Origin of the sequence: Helicobacter sp. 12S02634-8 (assembly GCF_002272865.1) — a bacterium.
Taxonomy (GTDB): Bacteria; Campylobacterota; Campylobacteria; order Campylobacterales; family Helicobacteraceae; genus Helicobacter_J.
Genome location: NZ_MLAP01000006.1, coordinates 37,192 through 55,699, shown reverse-complemented (window position 1 = coordinate 55,699; position 18,508 = coordinate 37,192). Strand labels below are relative to the sequence as shown.

The 18,508-nt window shown below is 42.2% G+C and carries 22 protein-coding genes and 1 pseudogene; 14 read left to right on the top strand and 9 right to left on the bottom strand.

All coding sequences use genetic code 11. The features are described from left to right. Nucleotides 1–205: 205 nt before the first annotated feature. Both BKH46_RS05040 and BKH46_RS05035 read left to right on the top strand, forming a co-directional pair. Nucleotides 206–2,017, top strand: coding sequence for an ABC transporter ATP-binding protein (locus BKH46_RS05040; RefSeq protein ID WP_095225751.1), 1,812 nt, complete (start codon nt 206–208; stop codon nt 2,015–2,017). Continuing rightward, on the top strand, nt 1,998–3,710 hold the full coding sequence (locus tag BKH46_RS05035) for an ABC transporter ATP-binding protein (RefSeq protein ID WP_095225750.1): 1,713 nt from the start codon (nt 1,998–2,000) through the stop codon (nt 3,708–3,710). The genes BKH46_RS05040 and BKH46_RS05035 overlap by 20 nt, the downstream gene beginning before the upstream one ends. A 69-nt stretch (nt 3,711–3,779) precedes the next feature. Here BKH46_RS05035 and yejB read toward each other — a convergent pair whose 3' ends face one another. Together yejB and BKH46_RS05025 are read right to left on the bottom strand one after the other, a co-directional pair. Beyond that, nucleotides 3,780–4,835, bottom strand: coding sequence for a microcin C ABC transporter permease YejB (gene yejB, locus BKH46_RS05030; RefSeq protein WP_095225749.1), 1,056 nt, complete (start codon nt 4,833–4,835; stop codon nt 3,780–3,782). Between the two features lie 9 nt (nt 4,836–4,844). Beyond that, the gene (locus BKH46_RS05025) at nt 4,845–6,644 is read right to left on the bottom strand and encodes an extracellular solute-binding protein (RefSeq protein ID WP_095225826.1); all 1,800 of its coding nucleotides are present in this window, start codon (nt 6,642–6,644) and stop codon (nt 4,845–4,847) included. Nucleotides 6,645–6,895: 251 nt separating this feature from the next. Between BKH46_RS05025 and BKH46_RS05020 the strand changes: the two genes are divergently transcribed. Further along, nucleotides 6,896–7,936, top strand: a complete 1,041-nt coding sequence (locus BKH46_RS05020; RefSeq protein WP_095225825.1) for a YeeE/YedE family protein — start codon at nt 6,896–6,898, stop codon at nt 7,934–7,936. A 17-nt stretch (nt 7,937–7,953) separates the two neighbouring features. Further along, nucleotides 7,954–8,181 carry a sulfurtransferase TusA family protein gene (locus tag BKH46_RS05015; protein WP_095225748.1) on the top strand — a complete coding sequence of 76 codons (228 nt, stop codon included), beginning with the start codon at nt 7,954–7,956 and terminating at the stop codon, nt 8,179–8,181. 14 nt (nt 8,182–8,195) lie between these two features. Here the strand turns inward: BKH46_RS05015 and trpS are convergent, their stop codons facing one another. Then, on the bottom strand, nt 8,196–9,182 hold the full coding sequence (trpS, locus tag BKH46_RS05010; RefSeq protein WP_095225747.1) for a tryptophan--tRNA ligase: 987 nt from the start codon (nt 9,180–9,182) through the stop codon (nt 8,196–8,198). 143 nt (nt 9,183–9,325) lie between these two features. Here trpS and BKH46_RS05005 point away from each other — a divergent pair, with 143 nt between their 5' ends. Then, the gene (locus BKH46_RS05005; protein ID WP_095225746.1) at nt 9,326–9,874 is read left to right on the top strand and encodes an LPP20 family lipoprotein; all 549 of its coding nucleotides are present in this window, start codon (nt 9,326–9,328) and stop codon (nt 9,872–9,874) included. Nucleotides 9,875–9,968: 94 nt separating this feature from the next. Here the strand turns inward: BKH46_RS05005 and BKH46_RS05000 are convergent, their stop codons facing one another. Then, on the bottom strand, nt 9,969–10,676 hold the full coding sequence (locus BKH46_RS05000) for a class I SAM-dependent methyltransferase (protein WP_095225745.1): 708 nt from the start codon (nt 10,674–10,676) through the stop codon (nt 9,969–9,971). A gap of 73 nt (nt 10,677–10,749) precedes the next feature. Between BKH46_RS05000 and secG the strand changes: the two are divergent. The 8 genes and pseudogenes from secG to BKH46_RS04960 all read left to right on the top strand — a co-directional run. Then, nucleotides 10,750–11,091: pseudogene (gene secG, locus BKH46_RS04995) on the top strand (preprotein translocase subunit SecG); the annotation flags it as partial. Nucleotides 11,092–11,118: 27 nt separating this feature from the next. Then, on the top strand, nt 11,119–11,676 hold the full coding sequence (frr, locus tag BKH46_RS04990) for a ribosome recycling factor (protein ID WP_095225743.1): 558 nt from the start codon (nt 11,119–11,121) through the stop codon (nt 11,674–11,676). Nucleotides 11,677–11,725: 49 nt separating this feature from the next. Continuing rightward, complete coding sequence (gene pyrE / locus BKH46_RS04985) at nt 11,726–12,343, top strand: orotate phosphoribosyltransferase (RefSeq protein ID WP_095225742.1); 618 nt, start codon at nt 11,726–11,728, stop codon at nt 12,341–12,343. 3 nt (nt 12,344–12,346) lie between these two features. Next, entirely contained in the window at nt 12,347–12,850 is a 504-nt protein-coding gene (locus tag BKH46_RS04980) for an RDD family protein (RefSeq protein ID WP_253248305.1), read from the top strand. 126 nt (nt 12,851–12,976) lie between these two features. Next, nucleotides 12,977–13,663: a F0F1 ATP synthase subunit A gene (locus BKH46_RS04975; protein WP_095225741.1), complete on the top strand. Its 687-nt coding sequence runs from the start codon at nt 12,977–12,979 to the stop codon at nt 13,661–13,663. 31 nt (nt 13,664–13,694) lie between these two features. Beyond that, complete coding sequence (locus BKH46_RS04970) at nt 13,695–13,916, top strand: hypothetical protein (RefSeq protein WP_095225740.1); 222 nt, start codon at nt 13,695–13,697, stop codon at nt 13,914–13,916. Then, nucleotides 13,897–14,487 carry a thiamine phosphate synthase gene (locus BKH46_RS04965; protein WP_172402564.1) on the top strand — a complete coding sequence of 197 codons (591 nt, stop codon included), beginning with the start codon at nt 13,897–13,899 and terminating at the stop codon, nt 14,485–14,487. The genes BKH46_RS04970 and BKH46_RS04965 overlap by 20 nt, the downstream gene beginning before the upstream one ends. A gap of 104 nt (nt 14,488–14,591) precedes the next feature. Continuing rightward, the gene (locus BKH46_RS04960) at nt 14,592–15,107 is read left to right on the top strand and encodes an NAD(P)H-dependent oxidoreductase (protein ID WP_095225738.1); all 516 of its coding nucleotides are present in this window, start codon (nt 14,592–14,594) and stop codon (nt 15,105–15,107) included. Between the two features lie 14 nt (nt 15,108–15,121). On the opposite strand, the gene BKH46_RS04955 is transcribed toward BKH46_RS04960, so the two are convergent. Then, nucleotides 15,122–15,982 (bottom strand): MqnA/MqnD/SBP family protein, encoded by an 861-nt coding sequence (locus BKH46_RS04955; protein ID WP_095225737.1) that lies wholly within the window; start codon nt 15,980–15,982, stop codon nt 15,122–15,124. Between the two features lie 93 nt (nt 15,983–16,075). Here BKH46_RS04955 and msrA point away from each other — a divergent pair, with 93 nt between their 5' ends. Then, nucleotides 16,076–16,579, top strand: coding sequence for a peptide-methionine (S)-S-oxide reductase MsrA (gene msrA / locus BKH46_RS04950; protein ID WP_095225736.1), 504 nt, complete (start codon nt 16,076–16,078; stop codon nt 16,577–16,579). On the opposite strand, the gene acpS is transcribed toward msrA, so the two are convergent. Genes acpS through BKH46_RS04930 form a run of 4 tightly spaced genes read right to left on the bottom strand, consistent with a single transcriptional unit; the run spans nt 16,576 to nt 18,463 of the window. Next, nucleotides 16,576–16,953, bottom strand: a complete 378-nt coding sequence (gene acpS, locus BKH46_RS04945) for a holo-ACP synthase (protein WP_095225735.1) — start codon at nt 16,951–16,953, stop codon at nt 16,576–16,578. The genes msrA and acpS overlap by 4 nt on opposite strands. Next, entirely contained in the window at nt 16,950–17,495 is a 546-nt protein-coding gene (gene fliL, locus BKH46_RS04940) for a flagellar basal body-associated protein FliL (RefSeq protein ID WP_095225734.1), read from the bottom strand. Before fliL ends, acpS begins: the two co-directional genes overlap by 4 nt. Beyond that, nucleotides 17,488–18,108 (bottom strand): 16S rRNA (guanine(966)-N(2))-methyltransferase RsmD, encoded by a 621-nt coding sequence (gene rsmD / locus BKH46_RS04935; protein WP_095225733.1) that lies wholly within the window; start codon nt 18,106–18,108, stop codon nt 17,488–17,490. Before rsmD ends, fliL begins: the two co-directional genes overlap by 8 nt. Beyond that, the gene (locus tag BKH46_RS04930; protein ID WP_095225732.1) at nt 18,098–18,463 is read right to left on the bottom strand and encodes a hypothetical protein; all 366 of its coding nucleotides are present in this window, start codon (nt 18,461–18,463) and stop codon (nt 18,098–18,100) included. The genes rsmD and BKH46_RS04930 overlap by 11 nt, the downstream gene beginning before the upstream one ends. Nucleotides 18,464–18,508 lie beyond the last annotated feature (45 nt).

Here is an 18,508-nt window from a genome sequence, read left to right as displayed (position 1 = left end):
TTATTTTGCCCCCTCCATATCTTGAAAGCCCCCTCCCTCCAAAAAACAAGGCTATGGCAAGCCATGGCGTGGCTATGGATTATCATCGATTTGATTTGATGACCCAATTGATTCTTTTGGGATAAATTGCTCTTTTAGAGTAGAAAGCCATCTATAGACTCACTACAATCGCATCAATATCTACATATTCATACAAAGGATCTTTATGCATACACCCCCATCGCCCAAAACTGGGCTTGCAAGGCTTTTGCAAATCAGTGGTGAAAAAAAATATATTTTATTGCTCTCAGGAATTTTTTCAGTCCTCAATGCCCTTTTAATGCTCACGCCCTATATAGCGAGCTTTTATATTCTCAAGGCTTTCATCTTGCATTATCCTGATTTTGCCCAGATAAATAGGGCTTATATCTTTCAATGGGCGTTTATCGCTATTGTCAGTATTGTTTTGGGGCTAGTTTGCGCTTATGTGGGGTTTTTGCTCTCGCATTTGAGTGCATACCGCATACTTTTTGACCTCAGAATCAAGCTCATTGAGCATATTGGAAATTTGAGCTTGGGCTTTTGGGAAGATAATTCTATAGGCAAGGTCAAAAAAAGCGTCCAAGAAAACACCGACAAAATAGAAAATTTCATCGCACACAATATCCCCGACCTCATCATCTCCATCACAACTGCTATTGCTATGCTGATTGTGATGTTTTGTCTCGATATTTATTTGAGTATCGCGTTTTTGCTCTGTATCTTGCTAGCTATGAGTCTGCAAACAGCCACAATGATAGGCAAAAAAGCCCAGCCCATCATCAAGCAATACTACAACTCCTTAGAAGAAATCAACACCCAAAGTATCCAATACATCAAGGGAATGCCCACGATCAAACTATTTGGCAAAGATATTTATGCGTTCAAGAAATTTTATCAAAGCATACAAGATTACAAAAATTTCACACTCCATTTCACAGACAAAATGCAAAATGGCTATTGTGCTTTCAAGCTCATTGTCTATTCGACTTTGAGTCTTTTGATCCCCATAGCTATCTATCGCTATCTGCAAAACCCATCTGATGGGGTCTTTGTCTTGCACCTTGTGTTTTTTGTGATCCTTGTTCCTGCAATCTCAGCTCCCCTCATGCGCTTGATGTTGCTAGGCTCTGGAATCAGAGATTGTAATGAGGGCATAGCGCGCATTGATAGTATCTTATGCACCCCTTGCCCCAAAGAGCCCACAAACCCCAAACTCCCTAAAAGCTTCACGATCAATTTTGATAATGTCAGCTTCTCTTATCCAAACGCCACTGCATATGCCCTAGAAAATGTCAGCTTCACTTCCAAGCCCATCACAGCGCTCATAGGCCCAAGTGGTGGAGGCAAAAGCACGATTTTAAGCTTGCTAGCAAGGTTTTATGACCCCCAAGCAGGCATTATCAGCATTGGCGGGATACCCATCACAGAGATTGGCTCAGCCAAGCTTTTAGAAATGGTATCCTTTGTCTTTCAAGATAATTTTCTCTTTTATGATTCCATACTAGAAAATATCAAAATCGCTAAGCCCAACGCAAGCCTTGAAGAGATACACAAAGCCTGCAAGCTCGCACAATGCTCTGAATTCATCGCCCAGCTCCCTGATGGGCTTGATACGCGTATCGGAGAGGGGGGCGTGTATCTCTCTGGTGGGGAAACCCAAAGGATCACGTTCGCTAGAGCCTTACTCAAAGACGCGCCGATTTTGATACTTGATGAAGCCAGTAGTTTCAGTGACGCTTACAACGAAGCCCAAATCCAAAAGGCTCTCTTAGAAATCTCACAGCATAAAACAATCTTTATCATCGCCCATAGGCTCTATCTCATCAAAAATGCACATCTTATCTTAGTCTTTGAAGAAGGCAAACTCAAAGAACAAGGCAACCACGCACAACTCTATATGTGCAATGGGCTTTATCGACAAATGTATGATGCAGCACAACTTGCTAGCAATTACCACCTAGACAACAGGAGCTACAATGAAAAAACTACTCTATGAAACCACTGCGGGCAATCCAAAAAAGCTCATCAGACCCATCATCTTAAGCACACTCTCAGAGCTCATCAACTTCTTGCCTACTATTTTTATCTTTTGGGCACTCCAGATTATCCTCAAAGCCTTTTTAGACAAAAGCCCACCAAATGCGAGCTTGCTTTGGGGGATTGGAGTGTTTTTGGTCTTATTTTTAGCTGTGATGATGTTGTTTGAGATTTTAGCTTATCGCGCGCTCTATAGAAGTGCTTATGGAGTTTCTGCTATAGGGCGCATTGAGCTAGCTAAAGATATTGCCAAACTCCCGCTGGGCTATTTAGAGAGCAAAGACCCAGGGAGTCTTTCTTATGTCTTGATGAGTAATTATGCGAGCTTAGAAACTGCGCTAAGCCACAAACTCCCTATTTGTATCGCAAATACAATCGTGCCTATCATCGTATTCATAGGGCTATTGCTGCTGAATTATCAAATGGCTATTGCGATGTTTATCTGCTTGCCTTTGAGCCTTATATCTTTATGGCTCACACAGATTTTTATCGCCAAACTAGGTGCAAAGCAGCAGCAAGCCAAAAGAGAGAGCGAAAACAGACTCCAAGAATATTTAGATGGTATCAAAGTCATCAAAGCCTATGGGCTTGTTGGGGCGAAATTTAGCCGTTTGCTTGAATCTTTTGAAGCCCTAAGGCGCTCTAGCCTAAGGCTTGAGATACTCTCTGCTCCCCTTGTAATGACTTCCCTTGCGTTTGTGGGAGCTGGGCTTGGGATTATGATTTTTATGGGGCGGTATTTAATGCTTGAGGGGGCATTGGATATTTTTACTTTTATCGCATTTTTGATGATTGGCACTAAGGCTTTTGTCCCTTTTAGCACTTCAGCTATCGCTTATGCTGAGAGCAAATATTTTCAAAAAGCAGGCCATCAAATCCTAGAGCTCAAATCCCAGCCCCCACAAAGTGGTGCTGAGCTCCCTCCTAAAGACTACCATATCGAATTCAAAAATGTCAGTTTTAGTTATCAAAACACCCCCGTGCTCAAAAATATCTCTTTGCAGATCCCGCCCAATCAATTCATCGCCCTCACAGGCCCAAGTGGTGGAGGTAAAAGCACGATACTCAAACTGATTGCGAGATTTTATGATCCCAATGAGGGGAGCATATATTTTGGAGGCAAAGATATCAAAACACTAGACCCCCAAGCCTATCGGCAAAACCTCTCTATGGTATTTCAAAATGTCTATTTGTTTGCTGATACGATCGCAAATAATATCGCACTCGGTAGAGAAAACGCCTCCATCTCTCAAATTATGGAAGTGTGTAAAAAGGCCAACTGCACAGAATTTATCACACACATGCCCCAAGGACTCCAAACCCCCATCACCTCCAAAGGCGATAATCTCTCTGGAGGACAAAAGCAGCGCATTGGTATTGCTAGGGCTTTGCTCAAAGACTCTCCGATTATCTTACTCGATGAATTTTCTGCTGCACTCGATGCGCTCAATGAGCTCAAAATCCAGCAAGCTATCAACGCCTTGATTCAAAACAAAACCATCATTGCCATAGCCCATAAACTCAAAACAATCCAAAATGCCCACACAATCCTCTATATCGCGCAAGGACAGATCCAAGAACAAGGCAGCCATCAAGAGCTTTTAGACCTCAATGGACAATACGCAAAGCTCTGGCGGCTACAAAATCCCTAGGTCACTTCGCAAAATTTGATTTAAGTTTGATTCAAAAAGTGCTTCAAATTTAAATCAAGGGGTGATGGCCTAGCCCTTTTTTTCAAAATCAATCCGAGGGTCGATGAGCGTATAAGTCAGATCACTCACAAGAGAGACCAAAAGACCCAAAAGCGTGAAAATATACAATGTCCCAAACACCACAGGATAATCTCTATTGACAATACTTTCATACCCCAACAGCCCCAAACCATCTAAACTAAACACAATCTCAATCAGCAAACTCCCACTAAAAAACATTCCCAAAAAAGCAACAGGAAAGCTAGAAATCACAAGCAGCATTGCATTTCTGAAAATATGTCTGTATAAAATCCTCCCCTCACTCGCTCCTTTTGCCCTAGCTGTGCTTGCATAGAGCTTACTCATCTCATCTAAAAATGAGTTTTTTACCAAAAGCGTGAGTGTCGCAAACCCACCGATACAAAGACACAGCACTGGCAGAGTGATATGCCAAAGATAGTCTTTGATCTTGCCCCAAAGATCCAATGCAGCAAAATCATCACTAACAAGCCCCCGCAAAGGGAAAATATCCCAATAACTCCCCCCTGCAAAAAGCACAATCAGCAATATAGCAAACAAAAACGCAGGGATCGCATTACCCACAACAATCACCACACTAGAAGCAACATCAAGCCTGCTGCCATTGCGATAAGCCTTGAAAATCCCCAATGGAATAGACACAAGATAAATCAACAATGTGCTAAACACCCCTAGAGATATAGAAACAGGCATTTTTTCTTTGATCAAATCAACCACACTCATTTGGCGATAAAAACTCTGCCCAAAATCAAAACTCAAATAATTTTTTATCATCAAAACATAGCGCTTCCATAGTGGCTGATCAAAGCCATAGAGTTTTTGGAGCGATTGGAGCAAATCCTTATCCATGCCTTGTGCGCCTTTATACACGCTATTCCCCACACTGCCATTTTGCACCTCCAAATGGGTATTGGCCTTTTGGATCTTTGCCATCATCTGCTCAACGGGCCCTCCAGGGGCTAGTTGGATAATAAAAAAATTAATCGTGATAATGCCAAAAAGCGTGGGGATTATCAACAAAAGTCGTTTGAGTGTGTAATAAAACATCAGAGCTCCTTATGGCGTGCTATGGCTAGAAGCGTCCCACCACAGATAGGGCGAAAATCCATATTTAGGGCTATGGAGGGGCATTTGGATTGTATCCCAATAAGCGATACGAAAATCAGGCAAATAAAAATGCGGGATCACATAAAACCCCCAAAGCAAAACTCTATCCAAAGCCCTAGTATATGCAATCTGCTCTCCCCTATCCTTAGCACTAATTAAACCATCAATCAAGCTATCCACAACAGGATCAGAAATCCCTGCATAGTTTTTACTCCCAAAAGTCTTCGCACTCGCACTCCCCCAAAAATACCGCTGCTCATTACCCGGAAAAAGCGACTGCCCAATCACTCCAACAATCATATCATAGTCAAAATCACGCAAACGATTGATGTATTGACTCAAATCCACGCGTTGGATCTGCATTGTGATACCCAAGACCTTTAGATTCTGTGCGTATGCAAGCGCTAGGCGCTCAAAAGCTGCGTTATCCAAAAGCAATGTGAATACAAAGGGCTTGTGTGTTTTTTTGTTGATGAGTTGGTTGTTTTTGACTTCCCAGCCTGCTTCTTCAAGGAGCTTTTGGGCATATTTGAGATTTTCTCTCCGATCTTGCCCCACAATCTTTTTGCCATCAGTCCTAGGGATTGTATAAGGTGTGCTAAAAATCTCAGGAGCACTGCGCGCAAGGGCTTTAGCATAATGCTCTAAGATCTCTTTCTCTCTGCCCTTTGGTGTCCCAGAAGAAGCAAACACCGAATGGTTGAAATAGCTCTGTGTGCGTTTGTATTGTGAGAAAAATAAATTTTTATTGCTCCACTCAAAATCAAAGGCATAAAACAACGCTTCACGCACGCGCTTGTCTTTGAAAATACTCCTGCGTGTGTTGAAAAAAAACCCCTGCATACCACTGGGTAAATCGTGCTTGATAGAGATTTTTTTGATTTTGCCTGTATCGATCGCCTTGCCTGTATAGCCCCTTGCCCAGACTTTTGCGCTTGTTTCAATACGCCAGTCATACTCCCCTGCTAAAAACGCCCGTAAAGCCACGGTATCATCTTTGTAATATTCATAAATGGCTGTATCAAAATTAAACTGCCCCTTGCGTGAGGGCAAGTCCTTTGCCCAATAATCTGGATTGCGTTCATAAACGATTTTTTTACCCACCTCAAAGCTCTTGAGCCTATAAGGGCCGCTGCCAAGTGGAGGGAGCAAGGGGTTTTCTCCAAAAGGGTGCTTGTCATAATAATGCTTAGGCAAAATCTGCAACTGCCCTAAAATCAAAGGCAACTCTCTATTATTGCGTGTCTTAAATGTGAATTTCACGCGCTGCTTGTCAAGCACTTTTACAGACTCAATATCTGCATAATACTGCTTGAATACTGGGCTGCCCTTTTGGAGCAATATCTCAAAGCTAAACTGCACATCTTCTGCTCCCACGCGCACGCCATCACTAAATTTGGCATTTTTATCAATATGAAAAATCACATAAGAATTATCCTTTGCAACTTCAATACCATCAGCAATCAAGGCATATTCTGCATAAGGCTCATCAAGGCTCTGGGCTAAAAGCGTATCATAAACTAGCTCCAAGCCATCAGCTGGCGTGCCCTTGATGATAAAAGGATTCAAACTATCAAAAGTCCCCAAAGAATAATTTCTGATCTGCCCTCCTTTGGGTGCTAAAGGATTGACATAATCAAAATACTTCAAGTTGGGGTATTTTGCCTGCTCACCCAAAGCAATATAAGAGGCTCCAAACGACAAAGCACACAACAACAACCAAGCAAGCAATATTCTAAAACAACGCATGATTCTCTCAAAGATTTTTGCAGAAATTCTAACCAAACAAAAGCAACAAACCTCCATAAAAATTAAAAATACATATTGTGTTATTTACTTTTTAGACTTATAATGCCGATCGGCAATGCAACTTTTATAGTGCTAATTCATAGCTTTAAAGTCGCTTGCTGTGAGAGAAATTGACAAGGTCTGTGTGTGGCTAGCCAAGCATAGACCTCTAATATTGCAATCAATCATCAAACAAAAAAGGAAATACAATGATTTTAACAGGCTTGTTATGCGGGATTTTACTTGGTTTTGTCCTGCAAAGAGGTCGTTTCTGTATGGTGGGAGCATACAGAGATTTGATCTTGAATAAAAAAACCACTATTTTTCTGGCAATTTTTATCGCTATTGCTATCCAGAGTGTTGGGATTTTTCTCTTACAAGACGCCCATATCATCGAGCTAAATTTTAAGCCATTTTTCTGGCTAAGCACAATCATTGGGGGCGTGATTTTTGGCTTTGGAATGGTTCTAGCTGGGGGCTGCGCGACAGGGACTTGGTATCGTGCAGGAGAGGGGCTTATCGGTAGTTATATCGCTCTTTTGGGCTATATGCTTGGTGCGGCCATGACAAAATTTGGCGTGCTAAACCCTATCCATCAAAGTATCAAATCCTATGCGATCGAAGATAGCACACTCTATCAAACTCTAGGTATCTCACCTTGGGTATTGGTAGGTATTTTGGCTATTATCGTGGGGATTTTCACCTATCAAGAGCTCAAAAAGCCTAAGAAAAAAATCGCCACATTAACCCCTAGAAAATCAGGGCTTTCCCATATTCTTTTTGAAAAGCCTTGGCACCCCTTTGTTACAGCGATTCTAGTCGGGCTTATAGCCATTTTGGCATGGCCTTTGAGCTATGCGAGTGGGCGAGAATTCGGATTAGGTATCACAACCCCATCAGCTAATATCATTGGATTTTTAGTCACAGGCAAGACAAACTACATCGATTGGGGCGTGTTTTTGGTGTTAGGGATTTTCATCGGAAGCTTTATTGCTGCAAAGGGCGCTAATGAATTCAAATTCCGACTCCCTGATAAAAAAACCTTAGGGCTCAATCTCTCAGGTGGCTTGGCTATGGGCTTTGGAGCAGCACTAGCAGGAGGTTGCACCATCGGAAATGGTCTGGTCAATACAGCGATTTTCTCCTATCAAGGCTGGGTGGCTGTGGTATTTTTCTTGCTTGGGGCGTGGATTGCTACTTACTTGACAATTATCCGACCCACACAAAAAGCCCTCCATCTCAATCGTTCATAAAATTATAAAGGAAACAAATGGCAAAAACACTCCATACAAACGGGCTTGTATGCCCCTTCCCTCTTGTAGAGGCAAAAAAAGCAATGCAAACAGTGGCAATCGGTGAGGAACTCATCATTTATTTTGACTGCACACAAGCCACACAGAGTATCCCTGAGTGGGCAGCTGATGAGGGCTATGAGGTCGGAGAATTTATCCAAATCAATGACGCAGAATGGAAAATCGCAGTCAAAAAGACTCAATAACCCCCAAAAAACCTCTAAATAAGCCCCACAAGCTCTTTAGCTCTTTGATAGGTGGCTTGGGCTATGGGGCGGACTTTATCGGCTGATTCTTTGAGGATTTGTGCGATATAGCCCTTTTGGGCACTGAGTCGCATGTATTCTTCTCGGATAGGTCTGAGTGTTTCGATCACAACTTCAGCGACTGCAAGCTTCAATGCTCCATAGCCTTTACCCACAAACTCTGCTTCTATGCTCTCACGGCTTTTTTGGGTCAAGACTTCATAAATCCCCAAAAGATTATACAGCCCCTTGCGCTCTGTATCAAATACAATCGTATCCAAAGAATCCGTTGTGGCTTTTTTGAACTTTTTGAGGATCACATCAGGACTATCGAGCAAAAAGATAGCGTGGTTAGCGCCTTTGTGCGACTTACTCATCTTGCTTTGAGGGTCATCAAGCCCCATTACTCTCGCCCCAACTTCAGGAATCATAGGCTCTGGAATCTTAAAGCAAGTGCCAAAATCTCGATTAAACTTGATTGCAACATTTCTAGCTAGCTCTAAATGCTGCTTTTGATCCTCGCCCACAGGGACGCCATCAGCCTGATAGAGCAAAATATCTGCTGCCATCAAAGCCGGATAATTAAAAAGCCCCACATTGACATTTTTAGGATTTTTCAATGACTTATCTTTGAATTGTGTCATTCGGTTCATCTCGCCCATTGCGATATTGCAATCAAGTATCCACGCAAGCGATGGGTGCGCATCAATTTCGCTTTGAACAAACAAACTCGATTTACCCACATCAATCCCGCAAGCTAGCAGCATTCCTGCAAGCTCAAATGTCTTTTCTCTGAGCTCTTTAGGGTCTTGGGGAGTCGTGATAGCGTGTGAATTCACCACACAAAAAATATTTTCATACACATCTTGTGAATCCACCCAATTCTTCACTGCGCCCAAATAATTCCCCAAATGGATCTGCCCTGTAGGTTGGATACCTGAAAAGACTCTTTTTTTGCTCATTGCTAGCCCTTTGATTAGTTTTGTTGATAAGATTATACACAATAGTGGGCTTTAGATATACTCCAAAAGTGCAAAATCAAACTTTAGCTTGTTTTAATCAAAGCTAGATTACAATCAAGTATCTTGTATTTTTAAGGAAAGTGATGAAAAAAACATACCTGATTGCTGCTTTAGCGCTTATAGGGATCTTGGCTGGTTGCGCGTCAAAAAATAATGTCGGAGATACAGCCACTTATGGACTCAGCGACGCCCCTGAGTGGGTTTTAAGCAATGATCAAGGGCTGCTGAGCGCTACAGGAAGTGCTAAAATCAAGAACAATGACATCGGCTTTGCCACCACACAAGCGACCAACACAGCCAGAGCAGAGATTGCTAGTCAAATCGCTATACAGATTGAGAGCAAATACAAAGAGCTCACCACAAGTGGGGACACCACACTATCACAAGAAGCCGTGCAAGCTATCAGAAATAGCGTTGATACAACACTTTCAGGCTCCAAAAGAGTCAAAACTTGGATCAGCAAAGATGGCACTTTATGGGTGCTTGTCAAAGTCGATACGCTCGATACCAAGCTCTTAGAAGACAATCTCGCTAAAAGCAAAGCCCTAGATAAAGCTGCTGCAAAAGCACTCTCAGAGGCTGTTGATACGATCATTGATGGGGACAAGGGGAATAAAAAAGAGCAACAATAAATCCTTTAAATCCTCTTTGGCTCTTGCTCTATGGCTCTTGTTTTATAGTTCTTTAAATGTATAGCTTTTTAATTTTTTATGGCTCTTGATTATTTCATAACTTTTTGGGCGTGCCTATAAACATCAATATCTCATAGCTAGCCTTTGTGAAAGGGACTTGTGTTGCAAAGTATTTAGCTTGTTTATAGCTCAGCACACCCCCACCCAAAAGCCCTGAATTTTTCAAATGCACTAAAAAATCCTCACGCCTTAAAAACTCTTGCTCCATCCGTTCGATCCAAATGCGCCCATCAAAATATCTCTCTAAAATCTCTCTCAAATGCTCCTGACTCCAAAGCGGTGAATCTGTCCCTAAAAAATCATGCAATTGCTGCAAACTTTTATTTGTATAAATCCCAAAAGCAGCCCTTTTACAAGACTTTGCTACCCGCGCTAAAAGACTCTCAATATCCCTTGCCCACTGCAGAGAAGACGCACCAATCATGAGGTCATATTGCTGGAAGCAAAATCGCTCAAAATCCTCACAAATCAAACAAATCTCCCCCATACCATCTAAGACCCTAGGGTGGAGCTCTAACATTTTTTGAGAAATATCAACTCCCCAAAAACGCTCCACTTTAATACCCATCTTTTGCATTAAAATTGCGATATGCCCACTGCCACAGCCCATATCCATCACATCTCCTAGCGATTTTATCTCTAAAGCCTCAAGCAGTTTTTGTGCGACTTGGGCTTGTATCAAAGCATGGGCTTGATAGGTGTGGGCTGATTTTGAAAATGAATTTTTAAGATGAGCTTGCATTGGTGAATTTTATATTTTACTCAATAAATTTTTGGTAAAATGCGAGCAAAATACTGACTTTTCTGGAGAAATCATGACTGGTGTGCTTCTTGTTATCCAAATTATCTTGGCAATTTTAATCGTGGTGATTGTCTTACTGCAAAAAAGCTCTAGCATAGGTCTGGGCGTGTATAGTGGGAGCAATGAATCTGTGTTTGGCGCTAAAGGCCCTGCGAGCTTTATGGCAAAACTGACTATGTTTTTAGGGCTTTTATTTCTCATCAATACCATATCTTTGGGCTATTTTTATAACAAAGACCACGGCAAAAGTATCTTAGATACCACCTCCCATAAGCCCCTGATTCCAGCAGCGCCTCTGCAAAATACCCTAGAGCCCATCAAGCCCATCGCCCCACTCGCGCCACTTGTTCCTGAAAATAACCCCACAAAATAAAGGAAACAAATGCTCAAAGATATCTATACACAGACAAAAGACCATATGGATAAGACTCTCCAAGCCTTGCGTAGGGACTTTGGCACACTCCGAAGTGCTAAAGTATCCATCAGTATCTTAGATAATATTCGTATCAACTACTATGACACCCCCACGCCCCTCAATCAAGTGGGTTCAGTCATCGCCCAAGATGCCACAACCATTGCCATCACACCTTGGGAAAAATCCCTCATCAAAGACATTGAAAGAGCAATCCAAGAAGCCAATATCGGAGTCAATCCCAACTCTGATAGCGAGTCTATCAAGCTATTTTTCCCTCCCATGACCCAAGAGCAGCGCAAAGAAATCGCCAAAGAAGCCAAAGCAATGGGTGAAAAAGCAAAAATAGCTATCCGTAATATCCGCCAAGACTCCAACAACCAAATAAAAAAACTCGAAAAAGATAAAACCATCACTGAAGATGAGGGCAAAAAGGCCTTAGAAGAAATCCAAAAATACACCGATGAATTCAGTAAAAAAATCGACGATATGACTAAAAACAAAGAAGAAGAGGTGATGAAAATCTGATTTTGGATTTTCTCCCTTCAAGACTTGACTTCTATCACAAGGAGCTGTGATGCCTTTAGATATCAAAAAATACTACACAGATGCACAAGCACTACTCAAGGGGCATTTTCTCTTAAGCAGTGGGAACCACTCTGATACTTATCTGCAGTCTGCTAAGGTGCTCGAAGACCCCAAAGTCGCACAAGTCCTAGCTACTGCGCTCTCAAAACAGATTTTAGAAGCGGGTATCTCCTTAGAGTGTGTGTGTTCCCCTGCGCTCGGTGGGATTTTAGCAGGATATGAGCTTGCTAGGGCTTTGGGAGTGTGCTTTATTTTTACTGAGCGTGTAGAGGGGCAAATGAGCTTGCGTAGGGGCTTTGGAGTCAAAGCAAATGAAAAAGTCCTCATTTGTGAAGACATCATCACCACAGGGGGCTCAGCCCTAGAAGCTGCTCGGTGCATAGAAGCACAAGGGGGCAAGGTCGTCGCTTATGCAGGGCTTGCCAACAGAGGTTTTTGCCAAAGGGTCGGCTCCAAACTCGCCAAAAAACCTGAGTGCAAGCTCCCTGATGGTGTCCCTTTGTTTGCTTTAGAAGACTTTATTTTTGATATGTATGACCCAAAAGACTGCCCTCTATGCGCCCTAGGAGAGAGCAAGGCTATCAAGCCCGGTAGTCGAGGGAATTAGATCTTGAAAGCCAAGCCCACAAAAACCCGCAAAACCAAATCCATAAATCCTCCTCCAAAAAAAAGGGCTTCTCTTTTAGAGATTTTAGGCAAAATCTATGCCTTTGGGCGCTTCAAGGCTTTCATCACAGATTTATTCATGATTTATACACCGATTCTCTATATCGTTGCTTATGTGATTTTAGGCAGTGCAGAGGCGTTTTTGCATACACAAATAGGGATTTTTATCTGCGTGTGCTTGTATGGGCTGATTTCTGCAGTTTTCATCGCTGTAAGTGGGCAAACCCCCGGTTTGCGTTATATGGATCTTGCCATCATACGCACGCAAGGGGGCAAGGTCGGATTTTTGAGGGCATTGGTGCGCTTTTTTATCTGGATTATTGGCACAGCCCTCCTCATCGGGCTTTTTACCCCATTCATGCGTCAAGACAGAAAATGTTTGCACGATTTTCTTTGCGATACGATCATTGTCCCCAAAATCCGACAAAATCCCGCACAAAAACCCTAGCCACCCCTCCATAAAATCTTGTGTCTGGATATGCTTTAATTAAGACTTAAAAATAAATCTGTTACAATCAAGCTTTCAACACACTCTATCCTAGAGTCAAAAGTCAGCTCAAGTAAAGGCAGCACTATGGAACACCGACTTTTCACACTTGCGAGCTTGATCAAGCCCGATCACGATTTCATCATAGGTTTTTATACGATTTTATGTGCGCTTGTTGCCATCATTATGGGTAAAATCGCGACAAACAAAATGCAAGTTGTCCCCTCAGGGATCCAAAATCTCTACGAAACCGTGATTGAGGGTATGCTCTTTATGGCAAAAGATGTCATCGGCGAAAAGCTCGCACGCAAGTATTTTCCCCTAGCTGGGACAATTGCGATATTAGTATTTTTCTCCAATATGATAGGCATTATTCCGGGTTTTGAAGCCCCCACTGCTAGCTGGAGTTTCACGCTTGTGCTTGCGTTGATAGTGTTTTTTTATTACCATTATGAAGGTATCAAAGCACAAGGCTTGTTCCATTATCTCGCCCATTTCACAGGCCCTGTCAAATGGCTCTCGCCCTTAATGCTCCCCATTGAGATTATCTCCCATTTTTCTCGTATCATTTCTTTGTCTTTTAGGCTATTTGGCAATATCAAGGGCGATGATATGTTTTTGCTCGTGATGTTAATGCTCGTGCCTTGGATTGTTCCTATCGTTCCTTTTACGATCTTGCTTTTTATGGGTATTTTGCAAGCGTTTGTATTCATGATTTTGACTTATGTGTATCTTGCAGGGGCTGTGCTGATAGAAGACCAAGATCAGTTTTGACCCCACCCCACCTTTTTTTAAAAGCCCAAAAATGCAAAAAAACACCTTTATCAAGCTTTTAGAGTTTTTTACAGGGGTTTTTTGGGGGATTGCATTTTTTGGAGGGATTGCTTGTTTTCTCTTACTCAGAGATTCTAGTTTTTTGATCTCTCTGATTTTTTCCCTTGCTTTTTTTGGACTTTTTGGATTTTTTGGGCTTTTATCCAAGACTTTTGTTTTTCTTTTGAGCGATGATGGACACAAACCTCTTTGAGAGCTATTTCATCACTTCTCCCGCCCTCTATTCCCAAGGCTCTCCTAGCCTTTTTCTGCAAACTTTAGAAACTATTTTTACCCACCATACAATTCAAAAAGCTTGCTTGAGAGATAACGCCACAGACTTGCCACTCCCAATGATTGAGATTTTTGCCCATTGCTGCAAGAAATATCATATCCAGAGTTTCATCAACCTCCATCAAAGCACCTTGAGTCTTCAAATCGCCCAAACATACAATTATGATGGTATCCACATCAAAGGAGGCAGACTCCAAGAAGCCCAAAGCCTCATAAAAGAGGGGCTAGAGATTTTTTATAGTGCCCATCAAGACACAGAAGTCTTTGCAGCACTCAACGCAGGGATCACACACATCACCATTAGCCCCATATTCCCTAGCCCCCAAAAAGGCAAGCCACTAGGCATTGCTTATCTCAATCGCTTCACTCCTAACATCAAAAAACATCTATTCGCCCTAGGTGGGATCACCTCCCCCCAAGAAGTCCATAGTATCCAAAAGCAAGGCTTAAGGGGCTTTGCAGGGATTCGATACTTTCTCCCCACTCATTAACCCCCTCCTCTCACCTCATTGACCTCCTCCCCTTAAAACTCTAATAAAATCCTATCATTTAATGCAATGCGTTATCATTGTGTATCAAAATAATAAGGACTTTTATGAAAACACTGATTCTACTCGCCCACCCCAATTTAGCAAACTCCACCATCAACAAAACACTGACCCAAAGTATCACAAACGCTCCCCATATCACATTACACGACCTCTATGCGACCTATCCTCAAGGCAAAATCGATGCAGAAAAAGAGATTGCCCTACTCACAGACCATCAGCACATTGTGTTTGAATTCCCGCTGTTTTGGTTCAGCAGCCCTAGTCTACTCAAAGAATACCAAGATGTCGTATTCAGCGCAATCCTCTATAGCCCAAAGCCCAAGCTCCTAGAGGGCAAAACCTTTCAAGTCATCACCTCAGCAGGCAGCCCCAAAGAAAAATACCACTCCAATGGGCGCAATCAAAAAAGTCTTGATGAGATTTTGCTCCCCTTTATGCTTGCAGCAAGCTATCTAGGTATGACCCCTAAGCCCATATTTTGCGTTTATAATGCGATGGGTATCACAGAATCTGAGCTCAAAGCTGCCAAAGAATCCTATCAAAAGCTCTTATTGGCCTAGCTTGTTGCATACGTTCATGAAAAGCGCATTTCTTGATATTGTGTGGGGATCAAATAATCTTCACATCGTATCAATGCATCATAAATCCCTGCTTCATATCCGAGTGCAAAAAGCTTGTCAATCCCCTCTTTTTGAGCCAAACTCAAGCACACAGAATCATCATTAGCATAGAGATCCAAGTAAGTTTCAAGCTCTTGTGCGTTGACGCGTATCACATTGCGTTCAAGCAACATTTTTGAGAGCATTTTTTTATTTTTAGTGGCCACAGATACAGCTTGCGTGAGCGTGGATTCTATGTCAATGGCCTTATTGAGAGGGATAGAACGACGCAGCGCCATTCCACCCAATGGCAATGGCAGCTCTTTGCCGCATAGCTCCCTCCATATATCCCAAATCTCCCTTTCTACCACAAGGCAAGTATCAAAATTCAAAATCGACTCGTGTATCAACACACCCGCATCGACCTCCCCACTCAGCACAGCCCCCTCAATTTCTAAAAAATTTTTATACACCACTCTAGCCTCTGGATAAGCAATCTTAAAAATTATCGCATTGGTTGTATGCTCCCCACTCAAGGCGACTTTGAAATTTCTCTTCAAATGTGTGGTCTGCTTTTTGATGAGTTTAGGGCCATAACCTTGCCCAAAGCTCACTCCTGTGCGTAACAGCGCAAAATGCTCGCGCACAAAAGGATACGCCCCAAATGATATCGCACTCACATCATATTCCCCACGCATTGTAGCGACATTTAAGCTCTCAATATCCAAAGCCACATTTTTAAACTCCAACCCCAACGCACTTCGCACCCAGCCAAACACAATCGCATAATACATAAACAAATCATCAGCATCAGGGCTATGGGCCACTTGAATCATCACAACTCCTTGATTAAAATTTTTTATTATAGTGCGAATTTTCTTAACTATAGTAAAATGTGCCTTGAGACTAAAGGCTAATAGAGGTGTCATATGCAAGGAGTGATTTATTTAGCAGGGGGTTGTTTTTGGGGTGTGCAAGGCTATTTTGACCGACTTTGGGGTATCCAAGCCACAAGCGTGGGCTATGCCAATTCAAAGATCCCCAATCCTAGCTATGCGCTTGTGTGCTCAGGGGAAAGTGGAGCCGTGGAGTGCGTAGAAGTCAAGTTTGAAAGTGCTCAAATCAGCTTAGAAGAGCTCTTGGAGCGATTTTTCTCTATCATCGACCCCACAGCCCTCAACAGACAAGGCAACGATATCGGGACACAATACCGCAGTGGGATCTATGCAAACTCTCCCTCTATCCTAGAAGCCACTAGAACGTTTATCCAAAAACTACAAAAGCACTACCCTAGCTTGATACAAACAGAAGTCAAAGAGCTGCAAAACTACTATCTAGCCGAAGACTACCATCAAAAATATCTCCAAAAAAATCCCCAAGGCTACTGCCATATCGACTTATCCCAAGCCCAAAAACCTATCAAGAAAATTTAAGATTTCTTAATAGCAGATTCAATGATCACTGCTGCAAGGGCAAACCCCCCATCGTGGGTGATACTCACATCGATGGATTGGATATTGAAAAATTGCATTTTCTGAGGGCAAAGACTAATAAGGGGGGCATTTCTTGGCGTTTTAGACAAACAAATATCAAAAAATCTCAGCTCCTCACTGATCCCCACGCCCAAGGCCTTAGCGCAAGCTTCTTTTGCTGCCCAAAAGCCCGCAACACTTGAGGCTTTATAGCCTTTGGGGGTGGTGATGAGTGCGATCTCTTCTGGGCGGAGGAATCGCTGCAAAAAGCTCTCTTTGTATCGCTCCAAATTAGCTTGGATACGACAAATAGAAACGATATCAATCCCAATCATTGGATCACAAAATCTGTAAAAAATACATTTTTGATATAGCCATCGATTAAAAAATCGTTCAAACGACTCGCGATTTCATCTTTGAGCTTTTCTTTGCCTTTTGTGGTGGCGATTTCTTCGATCGATTTAGATGAAAGGATTTCAATGATAGTATCTCGGATCACAGTGGCTTTGGCGTTGATTTCATTTTCGAGTTTGGGATTGCTGAGCTCTAGGCTGATTGAGGCCTTGAGATAGCGCCTGCCACTTTGGGTGATGAGATTGACAATAAAAGGCTCTTTGATCTCATACAAAGGGCCAATATTCATATAATCTGTTTGTCTAGAAGTTGAGGTTGTATTGGCTCTTTTGGGTGCGTTTTGGGCTTGGGCGATGGGGGCTGCTTGCTCAGGGTCGTCCTTATCTCCACCGAGCAAAGACACAGCCACTACAACTGCTACTATAATCAATAAAACCACAACACCAATGATGACAAAAAGTAAGATTTTATTTTTTCTTTTTGTGACTTCTTTTTCTTGGGTATTTTCTTTTTCTTCAGGCATTATTTTCCTTTATAGTTTGATATGGAGTGTAATAACTCAATGTGCTTTTACCAAATTTTTTTTGCCTTATTATACTCAAATGTGAGATATTTTCAGGCATTTTATAAGCGCTTGAGTGCTCAAACACGACCAAATGCCATGGGATTTTTAATCTTGTAAGCAAGCAAAAACATCGTTCATAAATATCTGTGTGATTTTGCCTGATATCAAAAGGGGGATCGAGGTAGATGATAGCTCTGTCTTGTGGGGTAAAAAGACTTGGGGACAAAAGAGCAAAAGTATCCCCACAAAAGCTTTGGATACAGATATTGGGGTCTTTGGCCTTGATAAGTTTGATATTTTGTGTGAGTATAGAAAAAGCCTGTTTGTTTTGTTCAAAAAATATCGCTTTTTTTGCTCCTCTGCTGAGGGCTTCAAGACCGATTGAGCCAATCCCTCCAAACGCCTCAACAAAGCAACTCCCCCAAATATCATTGGTGAGCGTATTGAATAAAGACTCTTTGAGAATCGATTTGCTCGGGCGCGTTAGGGAATTAGTCGGCATTGCTAAGCGCGTGCCTTTGAATCTGCCTGCAATGATTTGGATTGTGGATTGATTGGATTTATTGGTCATGTTTTTGGAGGGCTTGGTAGATTTTTCGTGAAAACTCTTCAAGCAAAGAATCGATTTGCATTTTGAGCTCGGGGTTTTGGAGCCGATGGTTGAGTGTTGGGTTGGTGATGATTGGAGCGGCTTTGAGCTTGGAGTGCTCGAATTTATGGAGGTCTTTAAAAAGGCTAGCTTGCGTAAAAGGCTTTCTAATATCAGCTTCAGGGCTAGAGGCGATCAGACAGATGGGTTTGCGTGCTTTAATGGGCGTATCTGTGATGATAAAATCACAGCTTTCAAGATCGCTTAGACTATCTTCAAGATAGTGCATTAGGGCTTCTTGGAGGAGGGCAGATTGACAAAGGATAGAGATTTTCACAGCTTAAGACTCCAAAATAATTTGGCAAATGATACAAATTTAAGC